The organism is Capnocytophaga sp. oral taxon 864 (genome assembly GCF_002998835.1).
GTDB classification, from domain to species: Bacteria; Bacteroidota; Bacteroidia; order Flavobacteriales; family Flavobacteriaceae; genus Capnocytophaga; species Capnocytophaga ochracea.
In genome coordinates, this window is sequence record NZ_CP027232.1 from 1,745,781 (window position 1) to 1,772,094 (window position 26,314).

At 38.9% G+C, this 26,314-nt stretch carries 28 protein-coding genes and 2 pseudogenes; 25 read left to right on the forward strand and 5 right to left on the reverse strand.

The features are described 5' to 3' along the window. Positions 1-620 precede the first annotated feature (620 nt). From C3V44_RS07720 to C3V44_RS07770, 11 genes and pseudogenes are all read left to right on the forward strand, one after another. Positions 621-1,610 carry a DUF4837 family protein gene (locus C3V44_RS07720; RefSeq protein WP_106096078.1) on the forward strand — a complete coding sequence of 330 codons (990 nt, stop codon included), beginning with the start codon at positions 621-623 and terminating at the stop codon, positions 1,608-1,610. A 132-nt stretch (positions 1,611-1,742) separates the two neighbouring features. Further along, a complete protein-coding gene (tatA, locus tag C3V44_RS07725) occupies positions 1,743-1,955 on the forward strand; it encodes a twin-arginine translocase TatA/TatE family subunit (protein ID WP_009421490.1) in 213 nt (70 codons plus the stop codon). Between the two features lie 34 nt (positions 1,956-1,989). Continuing rightward, positions 1,990-2,112, forward strand: a pseudogene (locus C3V44_RS12300) (IS1595 family transposase); the annotation flags it as partial. A 317-nt stretch (positions 2,113-2,429) separates the two neighbouring features. Next, positions 2,430-2,864, forward strand: a complete 435-nt coding sequence (locus C3V44_RS07735; protein WP_106096079.1) for a DUF417 family protein — start codon at positions 2,430-2,432, stop codon at positions 2,862-2,864. A 260-nt stretch (positions 2,865-3,124) separates the two neighbouring features. Beyond that, a pseudogene (locus C3V44_RS12305) lies at positions 3,125-3,223 on the forward strand (IS1595 family transposase); the annotation flags it as partial. Further along, positions 3,220-3,537, forward strand: a complete 318-nt coding sequence (locus C3V44_RS07745; RefSeq protein WP_106096080.1) for a heavy metal-binding domain-containing protein — start codon at positions 3,220-3,222, stop codon at positions 3,535-3,537. The pseudogene C3V44_RS12305 and the gene C3V44_RS07745, both read left to right, overlap by 4 nt. Before the next feature lie 16 nt (positions 3,538-3,553). Further along, positions 3,554-4,573: an A/G-specific adenine glycosylase gene (gene mutY, locus C3V44_RS07750; RefSeq protein WP_106096081.1), complete on the forward strand. Its 1,020-nt coding sequence runs from the start codon at positions 3,554-3,556 to the stop codon at positions 4,571-4,573. A gap of 64 nt (positions 4,574-4,637) precedes the next feature. Then, positions 4,638-5,060: a single-stranded DNA-binding protein gene (locus C3V44_RS07755; RefSeq protein WP_002674608.1), complete on the forward strand. Its 423-nt coding sequence runs from the start codon at positions 4,638-4,640 to the stop codon at positions 5,058-5,060. 56 nt (positions 5,061-5,116) lie between these two features. Next, on the forward strand, positions 5,117-6,412 hold the full coding sequence (gene gldE / locus C3V44_RS07760; RefSeq protein ID WP_009411525.1) for a gliding motility-associated protein GldE: 1,296 nt from the start codon (positions 5,117-5,119) through the stop codon (positions 6,410-6,412). 6 nt (positions 6,413-6,418) lie between these two features. Continuing rightward, on the forward strand, positions 6,419-7,333 hold the full coding sequence (locus tag C3V44_RS07765; protein WP_009418159.1) for a glutaminase: 915 nt from the start codon (positions 6,419-6,421) through the stop codon (positions 7,331-7,333). An 11-nt stretch (positions 7,334-7,344) separates the two neighbouring features. After that, the gene (locus tag C3V44_RS07770) at positions 7,345-7,956 is read left to right on the forward strand and encodes a DUF502 domain-containing protein (protein ID WP_106096082.1); all 612 of its coding nucleotides are present in this window, start codon (positions 7,345-7,347) and stop codon (positions 7,954-7,956) included. A 50-nt stretch (positions 7,957-8,006) separates the two neighbouring features. Here the strand turns inward: C3V44_RS07770 and C3V44_RS07775 are convergent, their stop codons facing one another. The 5 genes from C3V44_RS07775 to C3V44_RS07795 form a co-directional block, all read right to left on the reverse strand. Continuing rightward, positions 8,007-8,975, reverse strand: coding sequence for a cation diffusion facilitator family transporter (locus C3V44_RS07775; protein ID WP_106096083.1), 969 nt, complete (start codon positions 8,973-8,975; stop codon positions 8,007-8,009). Between the two features lie 132 nt (positions 8,976-9,107). Further along, positions 9,108-9,671, reverse strand: a complete 564-nt coding sequence (locus C3V44_RS07780) for a hypothetical protein (protein WP_106096084.1) — start codon at positions 9,669-9,671, stop codon at positions 9,108-9,110. Positions 9,672-9,962: 291 nt separating this feature from the next. Next, on the reverse strand, positions 9,963-11,708 hold the full coding sequence (locus C3V44_RS07785; protein ID WP_106096085.1) for a thiamine pyrophosphate-dependent enzyme: 1,746 nt from the start codon (positions 11,706-11,708) through the stop codon (positions 9,963-9,965). Between the two features lie 207 nt (positions 11,709-11,915). Continuing rightward, positions 11,916-12,596, reverse strand: coding sequence for a hypothetical protein (locus C3V44_RS07790; RefSeq protein ID WP_129588183.1), 681 nt, complete (start codon positions 12,594-12,596; stop codon positions 11,916-11,918). 105 nt (positions 12,597-12,701) lie between these two features. Beyond that, a complete protein-coding gene (locus tag C3V44_RS07795; protein WP_106096087.1) occupies positions 12,702-13,019 on the reverse strand; it encodes a hypothetical protein in 318 nt (105 codons plus the stop codon). Positions 13,020-13,229: 210 nt separating this feature from the next. Between C3V44_RS07795 and C3V44_RS12310 the strand changes: the two genes are divergently transcribed. From C3V44_RS12310 to C3V44_RS07860, 14 genes are all read left to right on the forward strand, one after another. Further along, a complete protein-coding gene (locus tag C3V44_RS12310; RefSeq protein ID WP_254425415.1) occupies positions 13,230-13,823 on the forward strand; it encodes a hypothetical protein in 594 nt (197 codons plus the stop codon). A gap of 138 nt (positions 13,824-13,961) precedes the next feature. Beyond that, positions 13,962-14,474 (forward strand): hypothetical protein, encoded by a 513-nt coding sequence (locus C3V44_RS12315; RefSeq protein WP_254425416.1) that lies wholly within the window; start codon positions 13,962-13,964, stop codon positions 14,472-14,474. A gap of 787 nt (positions 14,475-15,261) precedes the next feature. Further along, a complete protein-coding gene (locus C3V44_RS07805; RefSeq protein ID WP_009411537.1) occupies positions 15,262-15,912 on the forward strand; it encodes a hypothetical protein in 651 nt (216 codons plus the stop codon). A gap of 158 nt (positions 15,913-16,070) precedes the next feature. Next, positions 16,071-16,343 carry a flagellar motor switch protein FliM gene (locus C3V44_RS07810; protein ID WP_164996610.1) on the forward strand — a complete coding sequence of 91 codons (273 nt, stop codon included), beginning with the start codon at positions 16,071-16,073 and terminating at the stop codon, positions 16,341-16,343. Then, positions 16,333-16,539, forward strand: coding sequence for a hypothetical protein (locus C3V44_RS07815; RefSeq protein WP_254425417.1), 207 nt, complete (start codon positions 16,333-16,335; stop codon positions 16,537-16,539). Before C3V44_RS07810 ends, C3V44_RS07815 begins: the two co-directional genes overlap by 11 nt. Positions 16,540-16,727: 188 nt before the next feature. Then, positions 16,728-20,330, forward strand: coding sequence for a class I tRNA ligase family protein (locus C3V44_RS07820; RefSeq protein WP_106096088.1), 3,603 nt, complete (start codon positions 16,728-16,730; stop codon positions 20,328-20,330). Between the two features lie 113 nt (positions 20,331-20,443). Continuing rightward, complete coding sequence (locus C3V44_RS07825) at positions 20,444-21,103, forward strand: hypothetical protein (RefSeq protein ID WP_016478444.1); 660 nt, start codon at positions 20,444-20,446, stop codon at positions 21,101-21,103. Positions 21,104-21,125: 22 nt separating this feature from the next. Beyond that, positions 21,126-21,638 carry an STM3941 family protein gene (locus C3V44_RS07830; protein WP_016478443.1) on the forward strand — a complete coding sequence of 171 codons (513 nt, stop codon included), beginning with the start codon at positions 21,126-21,128 and terminating at the stop codon, positions 21,636-21,638. A gap of 15 nt (positions 21,639-21,653) precedes the next feature. Continuing rightward, positions 21,654-22,349 (forward strand): hypothetical protein, encoded by a 696-nt coding sequence (locus tag C3V44_RS07835; RefSeq protein WP_106096089.1) that lies wholly within the window; start codon positions 21,654-21,656, stop codon positions 22,347-22,349. Between the two features lie 19 nt (positions 22,350-22,368). Then, positions 22,369-23,052 (forward strand): hypothetical protein, encoded by a 684-nt coding sequence (locus tag C3V44_RS07840; RefSeq protein ID WP_016478441.1) that lies wholly within the window; start codon positions 22,369-22,371, stop codon positions 23,050-23,052. Positions 23,053-23,349: 297 nt separating this feature from the next. Next, positions 23,350-24,171, forward strand: a complete 822-nt coding sequence (locus C3V44_RS07845) for a mechanosensitive ion channel family protein (protein WP_106096090.1) — start codon at positions 23,350-23,352, stop codon at positions 24,169-24,171. A 104-nt stretch (positions 24,172-24,275) separates the two neighbouring features. Continuing rightward, positions 24,276-24,446 carry an antitoxin gene (locus C3V44_RS07850; RefSeq protein WP_106096091.1) on the forward strand — a complete coding sequence of 57 codons (171 nt, stop codon included), beginning with the start codon at positions 24,276-24,278 and terminating at the stop codon, positions 24,444-24,446. Then, the gene (locus C3V44_RS07855) at positions 24,437-24,739 is read left to right on the forward strand and encodes a type II toxin-antitoxin system RelE/ParE family toxin (RefSeq protein WP_106096092.1); all 303 of its coding nucleotides are present in this window, start codon (positions 24,437-24,439) and stop codon (positions 24,737-24,739) included. The genes C3V44_RS07850 and C3V44_RS07855 overlap by 10 nt, the downstream gene beginning before the upstream one ends. A 125-nt stretch (positions 24,740-24,864) precedes the next feature. Next, a complete protein-coding gene (locus C3V44_RS07860; protein WP_106096093.1) occupies positions 24,865-25,701 on the forward strand; it encodes a leucine-rich repeat domain-containing protein in 837 nt (278 codons plus the stop codon). The last annotated feature ends 613 nt before the right edge of the window (positions 25,702-26,314 follow it).

Genomic DNA, 26,314 nt, shown 5'->3' on the forward strand with positions numbered 1-26,314 from the left:
CGACCTTACATTCCCTTCGTCATTCGTCATTCGTCCCTCGTCATTTCTTCCTCTTTCTTTCGCCTCGAAACCCTCTTTTTATCATTTTTTGCATCGCTGTATTATGTTATAAATCAACCACTTATATACCCTTTCTATACCAATCGTCCAAGATTCGTATAAGCTTCCTATAAGCTCTCTATAAGCTAACCCCACCCTCCTTACACTCTTTTTTCGTCAAAATCCTTCCTCCCCTCTTCCGAATCTCTCCGATATCTTTCTATCTCCTTAGCTCTTCCCAATAAAGCCTTTAATCTCGTCTTACTTCTGTCCGACAAGTCTGAATCGTCCGAGAACTCCATTACTGCCCGTCGTGCTACAACCGCCCGTCGCTTCTCCCGCATTTCACAAGGCGCAGCCTTGATTTTGTTTAAAATTTGTTTAATTTCTGAGGCACAGCCTCATTCCTCTAATACAACCTCACACCCCATTTCCTCATTTTCTAATTTTCTCATTTCCTAATTCAACAGCCCGTGTGGCTCGCACCTCCTTCCTAATCTAACAATATTTTTTACCAAAAAAGTGATTTTGGAACGATTTTAGCTGTATCTTTTCTTATAAAGAAATAATCAGTTATTTTTATGAAACGCTTTCTATTTGCAAGCATCGCCTGCTCCCTGTTCCTATTGGGTTGTAACAATAGCAACAATAAAAACGGAGAAACTTACCTCCCCTCTTCAGTAGGGCAAATCAACACCCTCGCCGTGGTCATCGATAACGACCTCTGGGAAGGCGCCGTAGGCGATACCATTCGCCGTTACTTCGCCGCCCCTATCGATGGGCTACCTACCGAAGAACCTATCTTTTCGTTACATCAAGTGCCCCCACAAGTATTTGAAGGCAACACCCGTAACAGTCGCAATGTGCTCATTGTGCATCGCGGTAATAAAAACGAAGCAACTATCAGCGAAGATGTATACGCCAAACCACAAGTAGTATGCGAAGTACAAGGCAAACAAGTGCGCGATATAGCCTGTAAAGTCGAAGAATTTCACGACCAGTTTATCCTTGCGTTCAAGAACAACGACCTGAAAGAAACACGTCATCGTTTTAACAATGCCCTTAGCAAAGACAAACAAGTAGAACAAACCTTAGGCTTCAAATTCGTGATGCCCGCCGTGTACCAGGTGAGAAAATACGGCGACAATTTCTTCTGGATAGAACGTCCTATCAAAGGCGGGAGAGCAAGTATTATCCTTTACGAAATGCCTTTCGGAAGTATCCCTGCCGATGAAGAAGGGCGCGCTAAAACCATCGTAAAGATGCGCGATTCCATAGGCAAAAAATATATTCCAGGCCCCAAAGAAGGTATGTATATGGTTACCGAAACCTATTTGGCTCCCAGCATTAGCGAAATGAAAATAAAAGGACGAAAAACCATTGAAAGCAAAGGCTTGTGGGAAGTAAAAGATTTCGCCCTTGGAGGCCCTTATATCAATTATATTATTGAAGACAAAGCCCATAACCGCCTGGTAGTAGCCGAAGGTTTTTTATATGCCCCAGGCGTTGCTAAACGCGATATGCTCTTCGAACTCGAAGCCATTATCAAGTCAATAGAATTTAGTCGTTAGAAAAAGATTGTCAATTCAAAAAAGTTTTATAATTTTGCACTATTATTATTTCTTTGTTCAGAATCGTCTGTCAAGTTTGACAATTCCGACATACCTAATTTACTAATAACTAATAACTAAAATCTAATAACTATGCTAAGTATATTTTTAGGGGTAGTAGGTCCCTGGCAAGTAGTCATCATTGTAGCCCTTATATTATTGCTCTTTGGAGGCAAGAAAATTCCCGAATTAATGCGCGGTCTGGGCACAGGTATTCGCGAGTTCAAAGATGCTACCAAAGAGAATAACGATACCGACAAGAAAAAAGAAAATACCGAGAAATCAGAAATTGAGATGTCAAAATAATTTCATATATTTGCACTCTGAAAATTAATACATTATGGGATTATTTAATGGACAAAACCTCTTAGAGTTTACTGAACGCTTTAAAACTGACTTAGATTGGGAAGAATATTTAGCTTCTTCAAAATGGGAAGATGGATATTGCTGTCGCAAATGTGGTCAGAAAAGATTTTTATGGATTTGATACAGAAAGTCCTAGTGCAGGAACTCTATTTTATGCAAAATAGTTTGTGAAGCTATGAAATCCAGTGATTTGCACAAATTGAATGATAGCGTTTAGGTTGATGAATTTACCATAGGAGGAAAAAGAGGAAGGAAAACAGCACAAGTTACTACTGACCAATGGAAAGGATATAAACCTAATAAAAGACCTTAATATAACTCAAATTCCTTAGTATTAGTATCTAACTAATAGGCACCTCAGTAATTTTTTTACTTAAAAAAATTGTAACTTTGCAATATAATAAATCGCAAGAAATGAAAAATAGTAGCATCTCCCTATGTTACAAAATAGGGTATTACATCAGTCTTTTTGGAGTGGCAACTATTCTACTTTGGATAGGCGCATTCAAGTTTACACATGCTGAGGCAGAGGGAATTAAATCCTTGGTAGAACAAAGTTTCCTGCTATCATGGCTTTATAAAATTCTAAGTTTGCAAGGAGTTTCCAATCTCATAGGCGTAATAGAGATAGCTATAGCAGTAGCACTGATAATAGGGATATTCTCTCCCATAGTGCGTAAATTAGCCTTTGTAGGTTGTACAATTACTTTTCTTATTACTTTGAGTTTTCTTTTTACTTCTGCTAAAACCTATTACTATATAGAAGGAGTTCCCGTTACTGATTTCTTTATTTTAAAAGATATTCCTATGTTAGGCTTTGGAATGATAAGTATGAACAAGCCTAAGTAGCTTTTTTAAAATGGAAAGAAGAATATTGCTGTAGCAAATGTAGTCATAAAAAATATTAAGTCAGAAAAGATTTTTATGGATTTGATACAGAAAGTCCTACTGCAGGAACACTATTTTATGCAAAAAGTCCGCGAAGCTATGAAATCTAGTGATTTGCACAAATTGAATGATAGCGTTTAGGTTGATGAATTTACCATAGGAGGAAAAAGAGAAAGGAAATACACCAAGAAAAGTCTTAGATACGAGGTATGTATTCTTGAGTATCAGAATTTAATATAGACCGATATTTAGCGGAATACAGTTTTAGAATTAATCGCTCACAAAATAAAGGTACTATCTTTAACAATTTAACACTATGATTTTAACAACAACCCCCACTATCGAAGGACAACCTATCAAACAGTATTTAGGTATCGTTACCGGTGAAACTATCATCGGAGCAAATGCTATTAAAGATTTTATGGCTGGACTTACCGACTTCTTTGGCGGACGCTCCTCTACCTACGAAAAAGTCCTTATCGAAGCTAAAGATTCTGCCCTTGCTGAACTCCAACAACGTGCTGCCCAAAAAGGTGCTAATGCGATCGTTGGCATCGACCTCGATTATGAAACCGTAGGCGCTAACGGCGGTATGCTAATGGTTACTGTTAGCGGCACTGCCGTAGTTATCTAATTAGCAAATTCACAAATTGACAGATTGGCTCATCAACAAACTAATTTCTTGGTATAAAGTTGCGCAAAGGTCTTTGCCTTGGCGTGGCACCACTAATCCCTATAAGGTGTGGCTCTCCGAAGTAATTTTACAGCAAACGCGCGTAGTGCAAGGTCTGCCTTACTACCAGCGTTTTATCAGTCGGTACCCTACTGTCACCGATTTAGCCAATGCCCCCGAAGAAGAAGTGCTCAAACTATGGCAGGGCTTAGGCTATTACTCGCGCGCTAAGAATCTACACCACACAGCGCAATATATCGCTACTGAATTGGGAGGTGTCTTCCCCAAAACCTATAAAGAACTTGTAAAACTCAAAGGTATAGGCGATTATACCGCAAGTGCCATAGCTTCCTTTTGTTATAACGAACCTTGTGCCGTAGTCGATGGTAATGTATACCGTGTGCTCTCTCGTCTTTTTGGTGTTGCAACACCTATTAACAGCCCACAAGGTGCCAAAGAGTTCAAAGCATTAGCTTACGAATGTTTAGACAAGCACAACCCCGGTACTTATAACCAAGCCCTAATGGAGTTCGGAGCCTTGCAGTGCACTCCCCAGAGTCCCGATTGTGCAAATTGTGTATTACGTGACCACTGTTGGGCTTTTCATCATCAGCAAGTAGACGTCCTACCCGTAAAAATCAAGAAAATCACTATAAAAAAACGCTATTTCAACTATCTCGTATGGCTCAATCCTTACGGACAAACCCTTTTGCAAAAGCGCAAAGGCAAAGATATCTGGCACGGGCTCTATGAGTTTCCTCTACTCGAAACTCACGCTCCTGCTACTACCGAAGAAATAGCCTCTATCTTACCCTCTGCTACCGTGAGTTTGTATAACGAAATGCCTGTAATCCACAAACTCACCCACCAGCATATTTATACTTCTTTTTGGATAGTTACCACCACTGAACTCCTTGATAATAGCATACTTATCGCCGATATACACAGCTATCCCGTATCAGCTCTCACTGCAAATTTCATTACCAAATTTTGGTAGTTTTAAAATTTTGTCGTACTTTTGGAGAATATTTAGATTATCAACTTTATATTTATATATATCAATGAACGGAACTTTAAATAAAGTTATTCTCATAGGTCGTATGGGAGATGTTGTAAAGCTTACCTATTTCAGCGAAGGTAACTGCATTGGTCAGTTCCCCTTAGCCACTGATGATGAGTATACCAATCGCGCTACCAACGAGCGCATTAGCAGTACCGAATGGCATACTGTTATCGTACGCAACAAGCTGGCAGAACTCGTAGAGAAATACACTCACAAAGGCGACCTTATCTATGTCGAAGGGCGCATCAAAACACGTAAATGGCAAACGGAAGACGGCGTGATGCGCCAAACAACTGAAATCCACGCTTCCGATGTAACTTTTCTACCAAATCCTAAACGTGATGGGCAACCTAAACCAGCTCTTAAAACAGCTGAACCTAAGGCTCCTGAACCGCCCGTAAGCACGGAGCCTCCTTTCTAAATGTGTAACGAAATAATAATATTTTGGAAACAGAACCTTTGTCGGTACTCTCATTAATGCCTTTCTTAAGCATTGACGTGGGTATCGTTATTCAATTTGCAGTGTTTATACTATTATTATTCTGCTCTGCTCTTATCTCAGGAGCTGAGGTAGCTCTCTTTTCGCTTACTCCTGCTGAGATTGAAACACTCAAAGAAGAAAAAACGCCTACTGGCGATATTATAGCCAAGCTCGCAGAGAATCCTAAAAAGCTATTGGCAACGGTACTTATTGCCAATAACTTGGCAAACATCACTATCGTACTCCTCTTTGCCGATTTAGGCGACTTCCTCTTCGGAGGAATTAAAACTCCTTGGGTGCGGGCAGTACTCGATGTAGGTCTGGTTACCTTCGTGCTTTTGCTCTGCGGTGAAATTCTGCCTAAAATCTATGCCAATCGCAACAATATTTTGTTTTCACGGCGCATAGCTTACTTCATCTATTCTCTCGACACCTTCTTTACGCCCATCAGTATGCCGATGAAAAACTTTACCGTATGGATACAAAAGAAATTGGGCAAACAGAAAAGCAATATTTCAGTAGGACAACTCTCGCAAGCCTTAGAACTTGCCTCCGAAGAAGATACCACCAACGAGGAAAAGAAGATATTAGAGGGTATTGTCTCTTTTGGTAATACTGAAACCCGCGAAGTGATGGTACCCCGTGTAGATATCTTTGCTCTCAGCGAAGAGCTCTCATATCAGGAGTTGCTAAACGAAATCGTGGCGATAGGCTATTCACGCATTCCCGTATACCACGAGAATTTAGACCATATCACAGGGGTAATTTATATCAAAGATCTATTGCCACATTTAGACAAAACTGATTTCGACTGGAATAGTGTGAAACGCAATGCTTTCTTCGTTCCCGAAAACAAGAAATTAGACGATTTGTTGAGCGAGTTTCAAGAGAAGAAGATACACCTCGCTGTTGTAGTAGATGAGTACGGTGGTACTTGTGGAGTGATTACCTTAGAGGATATCATAGAAGAAATTGTGGGAAATATCAACGATGAGTTTGACGATGAAGATGTAACACACTTCAAAATCAATGATAATGTCTTTATTTTTGAAGGAAAAACGGTTTTAAAGGACTTCTATCGCATTCTTGAATTTACTGATGAAGAAGAGGCTCTATTTGACGAAAATCGCGGTGACGCCGAAACGCTTGCAGGCTTTCTCTTGGAGATTTCGGGCAACTTTCCTCAGAAAGGAACACCTATCCTCTTTGGCAACTATAAATTCATTGTAGAGGCTTTTGACAAGAAACGCATCAAGCAAATCAAAATCATTAGAACGAACAATCCACAATAAATACATATGAAATATTCTAAAATAATTGACACTATATACCAATCTGTTTTATCTGCTGATAATTTAGGTAAAGTTCCTACTTATATCCCAGAATTGGCACAAGTGAACCCCGATAAGTTTGGAGTATATTTTTATAGCCTCAATAAACAATCGTATGGGATTGGTGATTGCGATGAAAAGTTTTCAGCACAGAGTATTTCTAAGGTATTAGCGCTTTCGTTAGCGTATAGTATTATAGGCGACCAACTATGGCGACGTGTAGACGTAGAACCTTCGGGCACTTCATTCAATTCATTAATACAGTTAGAAGCCGATAACGGTATTCCACGTAACCCTCTTATCAATTCAGGGGCTATTGTAGTTTGTGATATTCTCCTCTCTATCTTGGAAGATGCTGAAGCCGATTTCTTAACTTTTGTAAGAGAATTAGCTAATGATGATAGTATAAATTACTCTATATTAGTAGCCGAGTCGGAGAAATCAGTAGGATATCGTAATTTTGCCTTATGTTATTATATCAAATCATTAGGGAACATAGAGAATGACCCTATTGAGGTACTCAATTTCTACTTCAAGCTCTGTTCATTAGAGCTTACTTGCAAATCGATGGCATATATCTTCTCGTTTCTTGCCAACGATGGTATCCGTATGCACGATAGAGTTCAAATCCTTACTGAAACTTGTACTAAACGGGTAAACGCTTTGATGCAAACGTGCGGTTTCTATGATGAGTCGGGGGAGTTTGCTTTTAAGGTGGGGCTACCAGGTAAAAGCGGTGTAGGAGGCGGTATTGTAGCTCTTTTGCCTAATCAATATAGCATTGCGGTATGGAGTCCGAAACTTAATAACAAAGGGAATTCGTATAGAGGAATGAAGTTCTTAGAAGAGTTTACCGCACAAACACATACTTCTATTTTTTAGTAATAAAATATATGTCAAAGAATTATTTCAGTACCTTTATCAAATACTTTTTTCAAGGGATACTTATCATAGGTCCGCTGAGTGCTACTATCTGGATTATTTGGTCGATATTCAAGAGTGTAGATAACCTTGTACCTGATATCTCAAAGGCTTACCCAGGGTTAGTTTTTGCTTTGGTTTTACTTGGTACTGCTATTATTGGTTTTATTGGTAGTCGACTGATTTTAGGGAAACTGTTCGTGGGACTATTAGATTATTTAGTAGCTCATATTCCCGGTGTAAAGGTTATTTATTCTTCTATTAAAGATATTTTAGCTTCTTTTGTAGGTGACAAACGCAAGCTTACTAATCCGGTATGGGTAAAAGTGAATGAAGCGCCCGAAATATGGCGCATTGGGTTCCTTACCCAACCTTCTATGGATTTTGCTGAACTCAGCGAAATGGTAAGTGTTTATCTTCCGCATTCGTATGCTATTTCTGGTTGGGTGATTGTTACTTCTAAAGATAACATAAAGCCTGCCGAAGGTTTCTCTTCCCAAAAAGCAATGGAGTTTGCCCTTAGTGGCGGAATCCTTTCTAATACCAGTAATGCCAATAATGCCGATAATACTGGTAATAAATAGTGATTTTATAGAGTAGTTTATTGTTTGTTTAGGCTATTAGCATTGTGGTATTAATTACATTTTTCTTCTTCGCAGTGGCAATTATCGGTGTCTATTTCAAAAGTGCTGTGGGTAATCCCTTCGTGTGAGAGCTTGTGCTTTAACTCGGCTTTAATATTCATAAATTCTTTAAGCGTAATACACTCTTTCAGTACAATATGAGCCGTAAGAGCGTTCTGTGAACTACTGAGCGCCCAAATATGCAAGTGATGTACGCTCTCTATCATTGGGTGCTCTTCTATAAGGTGCTGTATATGCTCCTTATCGATGTCGTGAGGCACTCCATCTAAGATGAGTTTTACACTTTCTTTGAGCAATCCCCAAGTGGAGAACAGAATCACGATACCTACCATAAAACTACTGATAGGGTCGGCTAAGTTCCAACCGGTAAAATATACAATTGCCCCTGAGATAATTACCCCTACCGATACCAAAGCATCGAGCATTAGGTGCAGAAAAGCTCCTTTGACATTGATATCTGTCTTCTGTCCTTTGTAGAATAGGAATGCTGAAACTGCATTGATTATTACTCCTATAAAAGCTGTAAGCATAATTGCTGAACCTACCATTTCGGGTGGATTAGCAAGACGCTCGAAGGCTTCGATAAAGATTTTTATCACAATGTACATCAGTAGTACCGCATTGATGAGCGATGCGAGAATAGATGCTTTTTTGTAGCCATAGGTATAGAGCTGATTAGCGGTGCGATGGGTGAGTTTCATACCGATAAGTGAAATCACTAAACTGGCAACATCGCTTAAATTATGACTTGCATCGGAAATAAGTGCTAAGGAATCGACGCGAAAGCCTACTGCAAACTCAATAATTGTGTAGAGCAGATTCAACCCAATGCCTATGTAGAAGGCACGATTGAGAGTACTGAGGTCAGTTACGGTGTGATGATGGTGGTCGTGACCGTGGTGATGATGGTGGTCGTGACCGTGGTGATGATGGTCGTGACCGTGGTGTGAATGTTCCATAATAATTTTTTTAGGTAAAAGATAACAAGCGATGCAAAGATACGAATTATTTTGTAATAAGGGTGATTTTAAGGTAAAAGATAAAAGGTAAAGCCAGTTCTGTTGGCTTTACCTTTCTTGTTGTTACTCACTTTAAAGAATAAATTCCTTAGTGGTAACATTGGCAGGACGGTCGGTGGCTGTTACTATTGCCTTATCGCCGGTAAGAGAAGCGTTTACCACAGTGGTGGTATACACCCACTTACCTTCTTGGAAGGTAGCATTCCCCTCCTCTACAAGTGTAGCATCGTGGTCGGTGATTTTCACTTTCACGCCTGTTACTTTAAAAGTGTCGGACACTTGTACGACAATCTTTTCTCCGGTAACGGAACCTGTATAGTTTGAGGTATCTACCGCGTCAATCACAGGAGCTTTAAGATAATCGGCAATTGCCATATTATAGGGGGTGGTACCTGGACGCTTTTTAGCTTCCTCGGCATAGCTTTGCTTAAGTGCACTATTTTGCAAAGCGCTTTTAGCATAGAAAGCTGCTCGAGCAAACCTTTGCTGATGTAGCTGTTGAGCTTGGCTTGCTTTCTGAGAGCGAACGGGGGCTTTCCCTACGATGATTTGTCCTGCGCGTTGGCGGAATACGATTTGGCGAGCTAACATACCGCTCAATCCTTCGGTTACTACATTATTTTTACTTTTTGCCATAATGATTGATTTTTTAGATAAGGGGTTAAAACCTAAAAAATAAAAGGCGTCGACTTTATATTTACCTTTTGTCTTTCGGCTTTTCTCCTTATCAAGTTTTTACGGTGCAAAATTCTGGCAATAATTTTTTATGGGCAAATTCTTATTCAAGGGTTGTAGGATTTTAGGACAAGGATTGTGCGTTTGAGATACAAGGCTAAGAATTGAAAAAATGAGAGTAACACAGTAAATACAAGAAAAAAAGTCGCTAAGCGAGATGCTTAGCGACTTTTTTATTATCAAAATTAAAATCTAAAAAACGTCCTTGATGTGTTTCATACTGTTGGCAATACTGCCTTTGGCTTCTGCAAAGTCACCTTGACCTATCTTCTTGATGATGTTGGTCGCAAAACCTTTCATCTGTTCAAAAGTGATATGAGGAGGCATCGCTAAGGTATCGCGATTGGTGTAGATATTCACCAAAGTAGGCCCGTCGTGCTCGAAAGCTGCTTTTACGGTGGCTTCGAGGTCTTCGGTTTTGCGCACTTCATAGCCTTTGATGTTCATCAGGTCGGCGAGTTTGTCGAAAGGTGGGTTTACCATATTGGTTTGCCAATCGAGGTAGCCCGATACTTCCATTTCGAGTTTTACCATTGCGAGCGAACGGTTGTTGAACACAAATATTTTCACAGGGTATTGGTATTGCATCAGGGTAGCCAAATCGCCCAAGAGCATTGATAGCCCGCCATCGCCACACATTGCTACCACTTGTCTGCCTTTGGAGGAAGCTGCTGCCCCAATTGCCATTGGGAGGGCGTTTGCCATAGAACCGTGGTTGAACGAACCAGTGAGGTAACGTTTGCCCGTACCTTTGATAAAGCGCGCTGCCCAGACTACATTCATACCTGTATCGACGGTGAAAATAGAATCGTTGGCGGCGTATTTATCCAAAAGTTTAGCCGCATATTCGGGGTCTATTTGGTTCTCTTCGGTTTTCTTTTTGGTGTAATCGTCCAATGATTTTTCGAGATCCAAATACTCTTTGTGAATGTCTTTGAGGAAACTATCGTCGGTGCGAGGGGTGAGTTTAGGTAATAAGGCGGTAATGGTATCTTTCACATCGCCTGCAAAACCGTAATCTACTTTGGCACGACGCCCAATGATATCGGGGCGTTCATCTATTTGGATAATAGTGCTTTTCTTAGGTAAGAACTCCGCATAAGGGAAATCGGTGCCGAGCATTACGAGCACATCGGCTTTGGCGCAAGCATCATAACCTGAACGATGCCCGAGCAAGCCGTTCATTCCCGCTATATAAGGGCTATCGGTGCGGTCGAAGAATATTTTGCCACGGAAAGAAGCGACGATAGGCGCCTTGAGGGTTTCGGCAAGCTGTTCTACTTCTTTCACCGCATACTGACAACCGTGACCGCAGTAAAGGGCTATTTTCTTGTTTTTAGCGTCGTTTAATACGGCTGATAATTTGTCGAGTTCACTATCGGAAGGACGTACTACGGGTTTTGCTAAGAAGGTTTGTGTAGCAGTAGGTACCTCTTCAAGGTCGGCGCCTGCTACATCACCTGGGAGTCCCAACACCGCCACGCCTTTCTCGTTGATAGCCGTTTGTATGGCGCGTTGCATCATTGTGGTGAACTGTTTTGGGGTATTGGCTACATATACGTATTTACTGCAATCTTGAAACAGCAAGAAGGGGTTGGTTTCTTGGAACCAGTGGGTACCGAATTTATGGGTGGCGCAGGTGCTGGCAATGGCAATCACAGGGTTGCCTGAGCAGTTGGCGTCGTAGAGTCCGTTGATAAGGTGCACGTGTCCAGGTCCTGAACTTCCCATACAACAGCCTATGCCGTTTAGTTCGGCGTCCATAGAGGCAGCATAAGCCGCTGATTCCTCGTGGCGGACGTGTATCCACTCAAGGCGACCATCGCGACGGATGGCGTCGTTTACAGGGTTGAGGCTATCGCCGGTAATGGCATAGACTCTTTTTACGCCTGCTTGTACTAACATTTCGACCAATTGGTCGGATACATTTTTGCTCATATGTTTTATTATTAATGGTTTTTTGTATGCAAAAATAATACCAATTAATACTATTTTATTGTATGAGGACTTAGGCCTTAGGCCATAGGCACTAGGGGTGCAAGTTTGAGTTAGAGGAATGAGGTGCGAGCCAAAGCCAGCGAAAGAAATGAGAGAATTAGAAAATTAGAAAATGAGAGAATGAGGAAATTAGCCAATTTGCTATTTTTAATCAACTCTTACTATACAATAGTGGAAAGCTATTTTAGTTTCCTCATTTGTCAATTCGTGCCATTTCTCTATCTGATAGTCTTTTGACAATGAAAAAGCAGGGTTCTTTTCTTTAAGTTCGCCTTCCTTAAATTTTAATTCACCTGAATGAGGTTCCCCTTTTTCCATAGTAAATTTTTCTGAAATACCTTTATCCCCCTTTGTATAAGTCTCATTATTCGTTAGAAATATACAAAGTCCACCTTTAACTTTCTCAAAACTTTCTTTTAGGAATTCTAAACGAGCTACATCTTTCCAAAAATCATATTTACTCATAGGTATGCGAGATTGGTCTTTTAATGAAACACAATTTATTTCCCCAAATCGCTCAAATTTTATAGTTGCTCTTTGAGTTTTATATTTGAGTTCTATAAGATAAAAAAGACCTTCTTTCTCTATCACAATATCAATGTTGATATTTTCTTTGTTAGCAAATGGATATTCCTTATTATTCTTTTTTCCCAAAAAGTTTAAAGGTACAACATACTCTAAGTGAACTTTATAACCTTTTATATGTGTTAGGAATAGGGATAAGCTCATTTGAAAATCCCATTCATTAAGGAATACTCTCCCTTCTTCTTCTAGTTCTTTATTCAAAAACTCTTTTATATCTTCTTCTATTCGGTCTAAAATACTCATATTAAACATGTTATTATAGCTTTTTCTTTTTAACAATCGTTAAATAAGGTAAAGAAAGACACAAATTCTATTTTTTTATAGTTTGTATCTTTTTTAGAAAAGGAACTAATAATTACTAATAATCCCACCTGTTTTACTTCTCAATTGCATTTTAGAATTTTGAAAAGTAAGAAGAACATTATCTCCTTGAAAAACTGCTCTTACTACTTTTTCCGAAGCATTAGCTACTGAATACTTAAGTCCTCCAGACTTCACAGCATAGATTTTTACATCTCCATTTTCGAAAAGAATAAGAACTTCTTCCTCATTGCTATTAAGAGATGCTTCTACTGCTTTACCTATGGCACTTATACCACCACATAAGCCTCCGGTTTGAGGATTATAAAATTTCACTTTACCATTGTTATCTATTTTTGTGATCATAGACACTTTGTTTTTGTTTATACCTACTCTATCAGGTTTTCGGCTTCCCCTACATTCATTTTTTTTTTTTCAGAGGCAAAAGTATAATCGCTCCAAAAAATATGAAAGTCCAATTTTGTACAATTCTGTATAAGATTTCTGTACAATTTTATACAGTCTGGTGTTTTTTGTGTATATTTGCACCCCTATTATAAATACTTGACGTGGAAAATGACAAATGATTTAGCTACTGATAACGCTTATAAACAACATATTAACCGCTTACAAAACGAAGTAAACCGCTTCTTTGGAAAAACGGTTACTTCTATAGCTGACTTTGAAGAATTATCGGAAAAAACGCGTCTATCTACCCAAACCTTGCGCCGCTTCTTTGGAAAAATTGACAAGGATAAACAACTTAGCACTACAAGCTTAAACTTGCTGTGTAACTACATTGGTTTTGCCGACTGGCAGAGCTTTTGCAACAACACAACCCCTGCTACCCCTACACAACTGCGCGAGGTTATCAACTCTTTCTACGACACTATTGCTTTCTCGGACGCGAGTTTTTTCGATGCTAAACTGCGTGATACTCACGAGGCTTACGCTCCTATCATTTTGAACGATTTGCCTTATGCATATTCGTTTTTGGAACGCTATAAAAACACCCCAAAAATCACTCAGTCGCTTTACCCTTGGTTCCCATACTACGACTATATGGCACAAGCGAGTTATGTACACCTCATTGAAACCTATCTCGCTACTCAACCTTTGGAACACTTGAGAGTATGCCAAAATTCTTTTCTTGCTTATGGTGTGTTTTGAAGTACAAAATGGGGGGGAGAAGGTCTTGTAGAAAAATATACTAAAGAAGCTGATAAATACATCGAATCGGTATGGCGAGATTATCCTGATAGTTTCTTTCATTACCCTGAAACGCGCTATACCATAGCCAAAGTAGTATTGGCTTACTTGAACAACAATGAACAAGAAGCGATTCGTGTGGCTGAAGCTGCTTTACATCGCAACCTACGCGCCAAACCCTTACACGTGTTTGATGAGGAATTTAACACTCCTGATATCCTCATTTCTAAACTGTGTAATGCTCTTATATGGATGGGAAAAGTGGATTTTGCAATAGAGATTTATAGTACTTTTAGCGAAGAACTTTTTCTAACGAAAGATCCTGTAGAAAATATGTCGCAGCGTTTTGTATATGAGCGCGACACTCAATTTGCTGCCCAAACGGTGGATATGTTGCGTTTGTTTGACCCTTCTATTCCTGAGCTTGTTTCTAAACGTCAGCCACATTGGAAAACGAGGGTATATGAAGAAATTCAGCAACTTCTCATCGATTTGAAGCGCTGTAAAAAAGGAGAGTTGAGCAAGCGTTTGACCTTAAAAGAGCGATTGCGCACTCTTGCTAAGCAAACAAACTTCGGAGTCATAGAAAATTTGATACAACTATTCCAATAAAAAATGAATCTATCTGAAGAATTTTGTTTATAGTGGCGTTTGCAAAACGCCGCTATAATGTATTATCAAGATAAGATGCGAGCCAAAGGTGCGATCCGCACAGGCTGTGTGAGCCACACGGGCAGGAAAAAAATTAGCAAATTAGGAAATGAGAAAATTAGCAAATTGGAGGGTTGAGGAGTTCGAAAGATAACAAAGAAGAACGAAAGGATAATGAAGAGAATTTTGATGAAAAAAGGCTGTAAGGAGGGTGGGGTTAGCTTATAGAGAGCTTATAGGAAGCTTATACGAATAATCTTGGACGATTGGTATTAGAAAGGGTGTATAAGTAGCTGACTCATAGTATAATACAGCGATGCAAAAAATGGTGAAAAAGGGGTTTCGAGGCGAAAGAAAGGGAAACAGGCGATAGATCTTAGGTCATTGGCAATAGGGGATAACATCCCTCCTAGCCTCCTCGAAGAGGGGGAATGTAATGACAAAAAAGGGAAGGGAATGTAGGGTCGTAGCATAATGGGAAGTTAACTTTGGCAAAGTTGAATAAACTGAGAATCCTCATTCTCTCATTTGCTAATTCTCTAATTTCTCTCTCGTCCGTCGTGCTACGACCCTTGTAATTACTAATGTTTAGAAGGTAGCTATCGAGAACTCTTATAGCACTATCGATAAAATTATAACCCAAAATAGTTGCATTTGGCATTTTTTTTGTAATTTTGCCCCCGAAATAATTTTAAGCAGGTGTACTTCTTATGAAGAACAGATGTAAGTCTTAAAGAAAACAATTTTTATGAAAAATATAAAAAAGAGGTATTATTGTGCCGTGATGATGGCCGTATTTTTTATGTTGGGTTTTACTGTAAAAAGTGATGAAGAGAGAACTACCGTAGTACCGCCCAGTTTTGTAGTAGATATACCTCGTTTGGTTACCGCTATGCCAAAAGAAATAACAAGCGAACCCAATCTGTTTTCCTTAAATCCACCACAAGTAGGAAAAAGTTTTATAGGCTTTAAAGAAGCCTTAGCCTACCGCGAGTCACGAGGCAATTATTTTATAGTGAATAGGTTTGGCTATATGGGGAAATATCAATTCGGAAAATCAGCTTTGCAGTTCTACGGAGTAAAAGACGCTCAGCAATTTCTCAATTCCCCCGAACAACAAGAACGACTTTTTACTCTTAGTCTTCAGCGCAACAAATGGTATTTGCGCAATGAAATCAAGCAATACGTAGGCACTAAAATTAACGGTATAGAAATTACCGAATCAGGCATATTAGCCGCAGCTCACTTAGTCGGAGCGCAATCAGTAAAAAAATATTTGAAGAAAAAAGGACGCTATGCCTTTGCCGATGGCAATGGTACTACGTTGCAAAACTACCTAAAACACTTTGCAGGGTACGACACAGCACACATTATCCCTGAAAAACTCCCACGTTTTTAGAAACATAAGTTAATCGAAAAACATAAACTTTCTTCATCTTTGTCAAGGTTTTATAATCTTGGCAAAGATTTCTATTTTATTACTTCTCAGCATTTGCCAATCCCTAAATTTGCTCATTTGCTAATTACTTCATACCTTTGCACAAAAATAGAAGAAATATGAGAACTACAAATTACAAAATGATGAATTACAATGTAAGCATTCCTGAAGTTGATATGCCTATTTTTGAATCTCTCTTCAAGAAATACAATGTAATAGTAAAACCCGTGCACATATCCGAACCTACTGAAGAGTATGTACCTAATAAAAAAACTATTGAAGCTATTGAAGAAGGCGATATGTTAGTAGAAAAATACAAAAAAGGACTTGTGAAAGGCTATACGAACGCTAAAGAAATGTTTAACGACATATTATCCGAAGATGATGAATGAAGATGATGAAAGCCAAGAGTTTTTGTACACCATTATTCCTACATCCATTTATAAAAAAGAATTGAAGAAATACAAAAAACAACCGAAGAAGTTTGACAAAATAGAGAAGATAGTACAAATCTTAATGGAAAAAGGAAGTGAAGGAATTCCTTTTGATAGATATCCTCATTTGCCCCCCGCTGGCGCGAGCTTGTAGTTCGTGCCTACTATAATAGAGCTTGTAGCTCACACCAAATTTGCTCATTTGCTAATTATACACTACCTTTGCACCACAATTGGCAAATTTGCTCCCGTTGGCGCGAGCTTGTAGCTCGTGCCTACTATAAATAGAGCTTGTAGCTCATACCTAATTTGCTAATTAGCAAATCGACAAATTAACGACGAATGGTTTACAATCACAAAGAAATAGAAGCCTTTTGGCAAGAATATTGGGCTAAACACCAAACTTTCAAAGCCCAGAATAACAGTACCAAACCTAAGTACTACGTGCTCGATATGTTCCCTTACCCCTCAGGAGCGGGTTTACACGTAGGGCATCCGCTGGGCTATATCGCCAGCGATATTGTAGCGCGCTACAAGCGTCACAAAGGGTTCAATGTGTTGCATCCTCAGGGATACGATAGCTTCGGTCTGCCAGCCGAGCAATACGCTATCCAAACAGGGCAACACCCTGCGGTTACTACCGCGCAGAATATTGCCCGTTACCGCGAACAATTAGATAAAATGGGCTTTTCTTTTGATTGGAGTCGCGAGGTCAAAACTTCCGACCCCGACTACTATCGTCATACCCAGTGGATATTCATACAGTTGTTCAACTCGTGGTATAACAACGCAACCGACAAGGCAGAGCCTATCGAAACGCTTATCGCTCTCTTTGAAACAGAAGGCAATAGCAAGGTAAATGCTGCCTGCGACGACGATACCCCAACCTTCACTGCTGCCCAATGGCACGCAATGACAGCTGAAAGCAAACAACGTCATTTACTAAAATACCGACTTACCTACTTGGCAGAAACCGAAGTAAACTGGTGTCCTGCCTTAGGAACTGTACTCGCCAACGATGAAATTGTCAATGGTGTATCCGAACGTGGGGGTCACCCAGTGATTCGCAAGAAGATGACCCAATGGAGTATGCGCATTACCGCTTATGCTGAACGCCTTTTGCAAGGCTTAGACACCATCGATTGGAGTGAGAGCATCAAAGAAAGTCAACGCAACTGGATAGGAAAATCAGTAGGAGCCTCTATCGATTTTGTGCTTAGCCCCCTATCCCCCGAAGGGGGAAAATCCGCAAATGCAGCGGATGAGACAATAGATATGGTTTCAGAAGTGATTTCAGATGGAAAATTTGGTTATATGACTTCTGGAGATAATTTTCATTTCTTAGAACAGAAAGCTAAAGAAATGAGAGAAAATATGACTGAATCCGAAACAGTCCTTTGGGAAGCTTTAAAATCAAAACATATAGGAGATAAGTTTAGAAGACAACATATTATAGGCAATTTCATTGCAGATTTTGTATGTCTTTCTAAACGTTTAGTAATTGAAGTAGATGGAGGCTATCATACTGATGACACTCAACAAGGTTTAGATGAAGGAAGAGCAGAAGAACTCAAACAATTAGGTTTTGAAGTAATTAGATTTACCAATGAAGAAGTATTAAACAACCTTGATAAAGTTATTCACCAAATCACTGAAAAACTTTCTTTTCTTCCTAATCAAAAGGAATTGAGTAAGGCTATTGCATCAGGTTCTACCATCGCTACTGAGGCTTGTCCCCCTTCGGGGGAACGGGGGCTTATCACAGTCTTCACCACTCGCCCCGATACTCTCTTCGGTGTTACTTACCTTACCCTTGCTCCCGAGCACCCCTTAGTATTGCAAATTACTAATGAGGAACAACGCGCTGAGGTAGAAGCCTACATCGCTGCTACTGCCAAACGTTCAGAGCGCGACCGTATGGCAGATACCAAAACCGTATCAGGAGCTTTCACAGGAGCGTATGCCGTGCACCCACTTACCGGCAAACAACTCCCTATCTGGATAGGCGATTATGTATTGGCAAGCTATGGTACGGGAGCTGTTATGGCAGTGCCTGCTGGCGACGACCGCGATTATGCCTTTGCCAAACACTTCAAGGGCACTAAAGGAATGCCAGAAATGATTAACATTTTCGATAAAGATATTTCAGAAAACGCCTTTACCGACAAAGAGGGAATGACTTACCAAAATTCGGATTTCCTCAATGGTTGCACTAACTTTGACGAAGCGGTTGACAAAGTGTTAGCTGCCTTAGAAGCCAAAGGAGCAGGCAAAGCCAAAGTGAATTACCGTCTCCGCGATGCTGTCTTCTCACGTCAGCGTTATTGGGGCGAACCTTTCCCAGTATACTATGAAAACGGCTTGCCACAGATGATAGGCGAGGAGCACCTCCCTATTCTCCTACCCGAAGTAGAGAAATACCTCCCTACCGAAGAGGGTAACCCCCCGTTGGGCAACGCGACCACTTGGGCGTGGGATACCGTAAACCACAAGGTAGTGAGCAATGAGCTGATTGATAACCAAACCATATTCCCATTGGAATTGAATACAATGCCAGGTTGGGCGGGCTCTTCGTGGTATTGGTTGGAATATATGATGGAAAAAGACGCACGTGGAACCTTCCCTACCAAAGCCGTAGTAGATTATTGGCAAAACGTAGATCTCTACGTAGGAGGTAGCGAACACGCCACAGGGCACTTGTTATACTCTCGTTTCTGGAACAAATTCCTCAAAGACCGCGGTTTTGCCCCTACTGAAGAACCATTTAAGAAACTCATTAATCAAGGGATGATATTGGGAATGAGTGCCTTTGCGTACAGAGCAACTTATGTTTGTAAAATAAGCTTAAAAAATAAAAATAAAGAAGAATATGAAGAATTTAAAGTAACACTTAATGTATTTGTTTCCTTAGATCATTTAGAAGATTTTGTAGCATTTTTAGAGAATAGTAATATTCCTTTTATGACTAAAAATGGTAAGTTAAAAGAAGAATCCGAAAGATTATTAATAAATAAAATAATTGAAAAAAAATTTGGAGACTCTTATTCAATTATAAATTTTGAGTTTGAATCAATAATTATTACTCCTATTCATGTAGATATTTCTTTACTTAAAGATACTTCTGATGAGTTAGATATGTTGAAGTTTAGAGAATGGAGAAAGGATTATAATAACGCTTCTTTCTTTACAAAATCAGGAGAATTAATTCTTGGCTCAGAAGATATAGATGAAAAAGAAATTTTTCTTACAGGTCGCGAAGTCGAAAAAATGTCGAAATCCAAATACAATGTGGTAAACCCCGATGATATTTGCGAACAATACGGTGCGGATACTTTGCGCCTCTACGAAATGTTTTTAGGACCTTTGGAACAAGCTAAACCTTGGAACACAGCAGGTATTTCGGGGGTATATAACTTCTTGCGCAAGCTATGGCGTTTGTATTTCAATGACAATGGCTGGCAAGTAACCGATGAAGCCCCTACACCCGAAATGCTCAAAGCACTGCATAAAACGATTAAAAAGGTAAATGAAGATATCGAGAATTTCTCATTCAATACCTCGGTGAGTCAGTTTATGATATGTGTGAATGAGTTATCATCGCTAAAATGCCACCATAGAGACGTTTTAACACCTCTTGCGGTATTGGTAGCACCTTTCGCTCCACATATCGCCGAAGAGCTCTGGAAAAGGCTTGGAAATACTGAAAGCGTAACTTATGCACCTTATCCCGTACACGAGGATAAGTATTTGCAAGAGGACAGTAAGGAATATCCCGTATCGTTCAATGGCAAAGTACGCTTCAAACGCGCTTATGCTACCAGTATGAGTGTGGCAGAGATAGAGCAAGCCATCCTCGCCGATCCTCAAACCGCAGAACAGCTACAAGGCAACACCCCTAAAAAGATAATTGTAGTGCCTAATAGGATTATCAATATTGTAATGTAATAATACAAAGAGGCTTCTCCTCAGTGGAGAAGCCTCTTTTTTTGTTGTAGTCCTATTATTGAGGGTTTAAAAAATAAAACTTCGCTCTAAATTAAAATAAAAGTATATATACAATGAATTCCATAATCATTCTCATATTCGTACTTGTAGTTGTTTCGGTATATTTTATTGTGCAGTACAAAAGTAATTTCGAAAAACGCTTAGCCTATCATACCCCCCGCCTTCTTTCCTCCGAAAGACGGGAATATATAAAGGGTGCAGAACGATATATCAAAAAAGCGAGCGTAGTTATAGGCTTGTTTGTTAGCTTTCCGTTAATGGTTATATGTGCTTTTCTATTAGCTGATGTTGGTATTCCTATCATTTTTCTTCTTCTAATTTTTCTAATAGCAATAGAGTGTTTGGCTATTTATTTACTATATCGTATTTTAAAAAGAAATATAAAAAACCAGCAAGCACTCTTAGAACAAATGAGTGATAGCGACTTTCGGCTATTGCAGAGTGTACAAAAAGAATTATTTCTCTTCAAATACTTTCCTCCTTTTATACTTTGTAAAGATAAGCTGTACTTATTTGTTTCTCTTACCGTTGAGGAGATTGATCCTACAACAATAAAAGAAGTAAGTTTTGTTTATGCTAGGGGAGGGAGATTATTTCTACATATTAAATCGATAAAATCTATTCGAATTACTATGTATAGGAATATATACCCTCTCTTGGTAGAGATTATCGAGAAATACAATCCTAATGCTCAAATAAAAACTTTAAAATAACCTATTAACTAAATAAAAAAAAATGAACGATACTATCATCATTCCGTTCAGCAAAAAGAAAATGCTGAAACTCACAGGCATTTATGTTCTTATAATCCTTGGTGTAGCAGGTGTTATCGCTCTTATTTTATCAGCTGATACCCTAAACCTATACTATTTAGCATTCTTTTTAGTTTTATTGATAGTAACCATTATTCTCTTTTTTATGGGAATAAAAGGACTATTATCGTTAAAGAGAAGCAAAGGAGGTGTAATACTCACTCCTGAGTACCTCAAAAGCAATGTGAGTCTTGTAGGTAAATGGGTAGGTGAAATTCCTTGGAACGAAATAGCTGCTATAGGCAGAATGAAATTCTATGGAATACACATCCATATCAAACTCAAACACCCTGAAAACTACTTGAGCAGAATCAAAAGTGAAGAGATAAGGAATAGGTTTGAAGGAATTCAAATCGACAATAGCGAACTCAAAATCACTTTTGAGGAATTAGAAAGGCTTATCAATGAGTATTTTGCTAAATACGGCAATTCTTAATTCTTACCTAAAAAAATGGACACAGTTTACATTATCTGTTTGGTACCCTTAGTGATTTTTATAGGCTTCTTTCTGTACCTTACGATAATACGGAAAAACGCCTTTGAAGAACGATTAGTGCTTTTCCGTCCTACTCACCAGCTTTCACAAAAGCGTGAAAGCTATATGCAGGGGGCGCACAAATACCGCAAATATGCTTCTATTGTTTTGCTGGTGCTATTTTCTTTTCTTTTATTGATTTTGATTTTTGTAATGTTCAAAGAGGATTTTGAGGAAATAGGCAGTGTATATATGGTAATCTTTAATAAAATTAAGAAACTCATATTGTTTGTCCTTCTTGTCCTTATACCTATTGTTCTGGCGTATTACCTTGCTACCTATGTGCTGAAGCGCAATGAAAAAGCTCAACGTATGTTTTTGGAACAAATGAGTGATACTGATTTTGAAACACTCCTCAAGGTAAGAGATAGTTTGTCATCTATCAGTAAGTATAGTCCTCCGTTTGTATTGTGTAACAATCAGTTGTATATTTTTCTCTTCTATGCAATTAGAAAAATTGACCTTACTCAAATAATCGAGATAAATTGGGAAAATAATAAGAATAGTATTTTTATACGCCTCAAATCTCCTAAGAGAACGATGTTTACCCTATCCCCCACAACGTTTTCTTATTTCTTGCCAATCGTTGAACAATATACAAAGTCCAAATAAATAACTCTTACTTAAAATTATGGACATAATTTATTTACTCTGTTTTATTTCGTTGGTGCTTCTCTTGGTTTTTATGTACTTTACGATGTTGCGCAAAAACGAATTCGAAGAGCGCTTGGCACTTTATCGTCCTCAGCACCAACTGTCACAAAAGCGGGAGGCTTATTTGAAAAAGGTACGTAAGTTCCGCTTGTGGGTTACCGGTATTATTATCGTGATTTTTTTAGCGCCTTTGTTTCTTTATCTTGTGCTGATGATACAAGAAGGTGTAGAGGTGCTACACTTGTTGTTTCCTGATGAAATAATAGGGGAAACCCTCCTTTCTTTACTTATTCCCTTTTTGGTGTATTACCTCCTTTCTTATGTGTTCAAGCGCAACGAAAAAGCTCTGCGTATGCTGGTAGAACAAATGAGCGATAGTGATTTCGACTTGCTGTTAAAAGTAAAAGATAGTCTATTTGTTCTCACTCGCTACAATCCGCCGTTTGTGTTATGCAACAAGCAACTGTACTTCTTTATTTTCTATGCAATTCGTGAAATTGACCCTGCTAAAATCACAGATATAGATTGGGGTTATAGCAAAAATGGTTTATATGTAAAAATCAAATCGCCTAAAGTCACAAGGATTACAATGTCGCGCGAGACATTGTCTTATCTCTTGCAAATCATTAAAAAATATAACCCGAAAATACGAACTTTCTAATTAGCAAATGAGGTGCGAGCTTGAATTAGAGGAATGAGGCTGTGCCTCAGAAATTAAACAAAAATCAAACAAAATTAAGGCTACGCCTTGTGAAATGGGAAGAGAGTTTGGTCGGAGTTTTCGGAGAGGGTTGAAGAGTTCCTGAATTATCAGAGAGAAACGAAAAACATCAAAAGAGAGTTGTAGGGAATTTTGGCGGTTGGGAATTAGTTTGTATTTTTGCGCATCAATCGAGATAGAACAGAGAGAAGAGAGGGGCTGGTGAGATTTAGAAACTAAAAAATAAAACAAACAAAAATGAATGATTTTTCGACTGCGGATTTTGAAGGACTCATTAAAGAGTGGATTACCGGACTTATTAAATTTGCACCTACACTATTGTGGGCAATTGCGCTTTATTTTATAGGGCGATACATTATTCGGTTTATTGCAAAACTCCTTAAAGGCTTGATGGTACGCCGTGGAGTAGACGTGGCTTTGCAGGGATTCCTCTTGCAAGTTGTACGGTGGATACTCTATATTGCTCTGTTCCTTACTATCGTGCAAGTGATAGGTTTGCCTGCGACTCAGTTTATTGCGATTATTACCAGTGGTTTTGTAGCAGTGGGGTTAGCCTTACAGGGGTCGCTATCCAACTTTGCAAGCGGGATAATGATTCTTATCTTTAAACCTTTCCGCGTAGGCGATACCATTGAAGGTAATGGCGAAAAAGGGACAGTAAAAACCATTGGACTCTTTGCTACAACTCTTAACAAAGCCAACAACGAGCAGGCGATTATCCCCAATACCCAACTTTTTAGCAATAGCATTATCAATTACAGTAGGGAAGAGAAGCGCAGGGTGTACGTATTAGTAGGCATAGGTTACAGTTCGGATATTCAAAAAGCTCGCGAAGTGCTTTTGCAAATTGCTAAAGAAGAGCCCCAAGCCTTGCCTGACCCTGAGCCTGTGGTATATGTAGAGGAATTGGCTGATAGTTCGGTGAACCTTTCACTGCGCTATTGGTGCTTGACTTCCGAGCACGCAGGGTGTATATTCCGTACTTTAGAGACTATCAAAAACCGCTTCGACGAAGCTGGTATAGAGATACCATTCCCACAAGTGCAAGTGCATCAGTAGAGAGGCAGTGATTAATGGTTAATGATTAGTGATTAAAATTGTCTTTTATTCATTGTTAATTGTTCTTTATTTTATATTTTTGCAACGTAAAAACATAAAAGACTATGGACGCAGAGCTTATAGATAATATCTTAACTGAAGACGATTTCCTTCTTAAACAACAAAAAGAAGCGAAAAAGTATAGTATACAAAAAGGTTTGGAGGAAGATAAGGCAGGGTTACATATTCCTCAAGAAGATGTAGAACAAGAAATGAATGCGATATTATGGTCGTAGTTTGGACTCCTAAAGCAAAGGAGGAGCTGAAAGAAATTCTTGTTTATTGGAAAAAACGGAACAAAAGTAATACTTATTCAGTAAAACTGAATACAGAGGCACAAAAAGTAGTTAAATCTCTTATTGATAATCCATACATCTGGCCTATAGAACAAGGATATGAAGATGTCCGTTCTGTTTTAGTATTTTATAATTACTCTATTTTTTACAGAGTAGAAAACAATATTATTCGTATTCTTTCTTTTTGGGACAATCGAAGAAATCCTAATAGCTTAGATTTATTTGATTTTTAAAAAGAAAAAACATACAGATACCGGCTACAAAGATAGTCGGTATTTTTTTTGTGAATATTTCGTTGTTAATTGTTCTTTATTTAGTACTTTTGTGGCGTCTTTAACATCATAAAAATGATTTTACAATGAGAAAATTCTTCTTTTTTGCCTTCGTGGCTATTGCTTTGGTGAGTTGTCGTAAGAACGATGACAACGGTAACGAGGTAAACGTATCGCCTAATGACTACACTCTCAGTGCCGATGGTCTTACCTTAATAAAATGGACTAATAGTAGTACTATTTCTATTGATATGCAAGGGGATAGCAATTTGCGGAAAGTAAATACTATTGCCGAAAATGCTTTTAAAGACCTTAAAAGTTTAAGAGCGATTACTTTTTCGGACAATTTAAAAGAAATAGGTTCTGATGCCTTTTCAGGAACGAACCTCAGTGATGGTGTAAACTTCAACTCTTATTCAGACATTGTTTTTGGCGAGAGGGTTTTTTATCGTTCGAATATTAGAAAAGTGGTGCTCCCCAATACTAAAGCGTTATCTAACCAGATTTTTGCTGAATGTAGAAACTTAAAAGAAGTTACTTTTAAAAGAACGGGTATTATAGGTGATGGGGCTTTTTCGTCTTGTGGAACTCTTGAATTAGTAGATTTAACAGATGCGGGAGTTACTCATATAGGGAAAGAGGCTTTTGCTAACTGTAAAGTTTTGAAAAAGGCAATCCTTTCGGTAACTATGAACTTAAAGACGATAGGAGATAAATCGTTTGCGAACTGTACTTCGTTAGAGAATGTTACTATTCTTGCGCTTTACCCGCCGTATTTAGAGGGAGAGCCTTTTTCTGGAATAGCTAAAACTAAGTTTCCTACTTTTTATATCCCCAGAAAACCTAAGGATTTATTAGATATATACAAAGGGGATAACAATTGGAAAAATTTAGTTGATAAGATTCAGTTAATACCAAAATAATTAGGTGCGAGCCACACAGGCGGGGGAGAAATGAGAAAATGAGGAAATGAGAGAATGAGGAAATGAGGAAATGAGGAAATTAACAGATTAGTGGAGTAAATGTTAATAATACCTACCGACAATCAACTTTGCCAAAGTTTGAGATGAAAAAGTGATATGCTGGGACTGTTAGGAGCTTTCAAAAGATATCGGAAAAGAACGGAAGGGAGCTGAGAGAAGTTTTGGTGAAAAAAGAGTGTAAGGAGGGTGGGGTTAGCTTATAGAGAGCTTATAGGAAGCTTATACGAATCTTGGACGATTGGTATAGAAAGGGTATATAAAGAGTTGATTCATAATATAATACAACAAGGCTAAAAACGGTAAAAATGGGGTTTCGAGGCGAAAGAAAGAGAAAAGGCAATAGGACTTAGGTCATAGGCACTAGGGGGGAGTATGACGGAAACGAGAAGGGGTAATTAGAGAATTAGAAAATTAGAAAATTAGAAAGGGAAAGCACGAGCTAAAAGCTCGCGCCAGCGGAGGGGAATAACATCCCCCCTATCCCCCTTCAAAGGGGGAATGTGGAGACGGAAAAAGTGAAGGTAATGTGAGGTTATAGCGCGACGAGCAGATG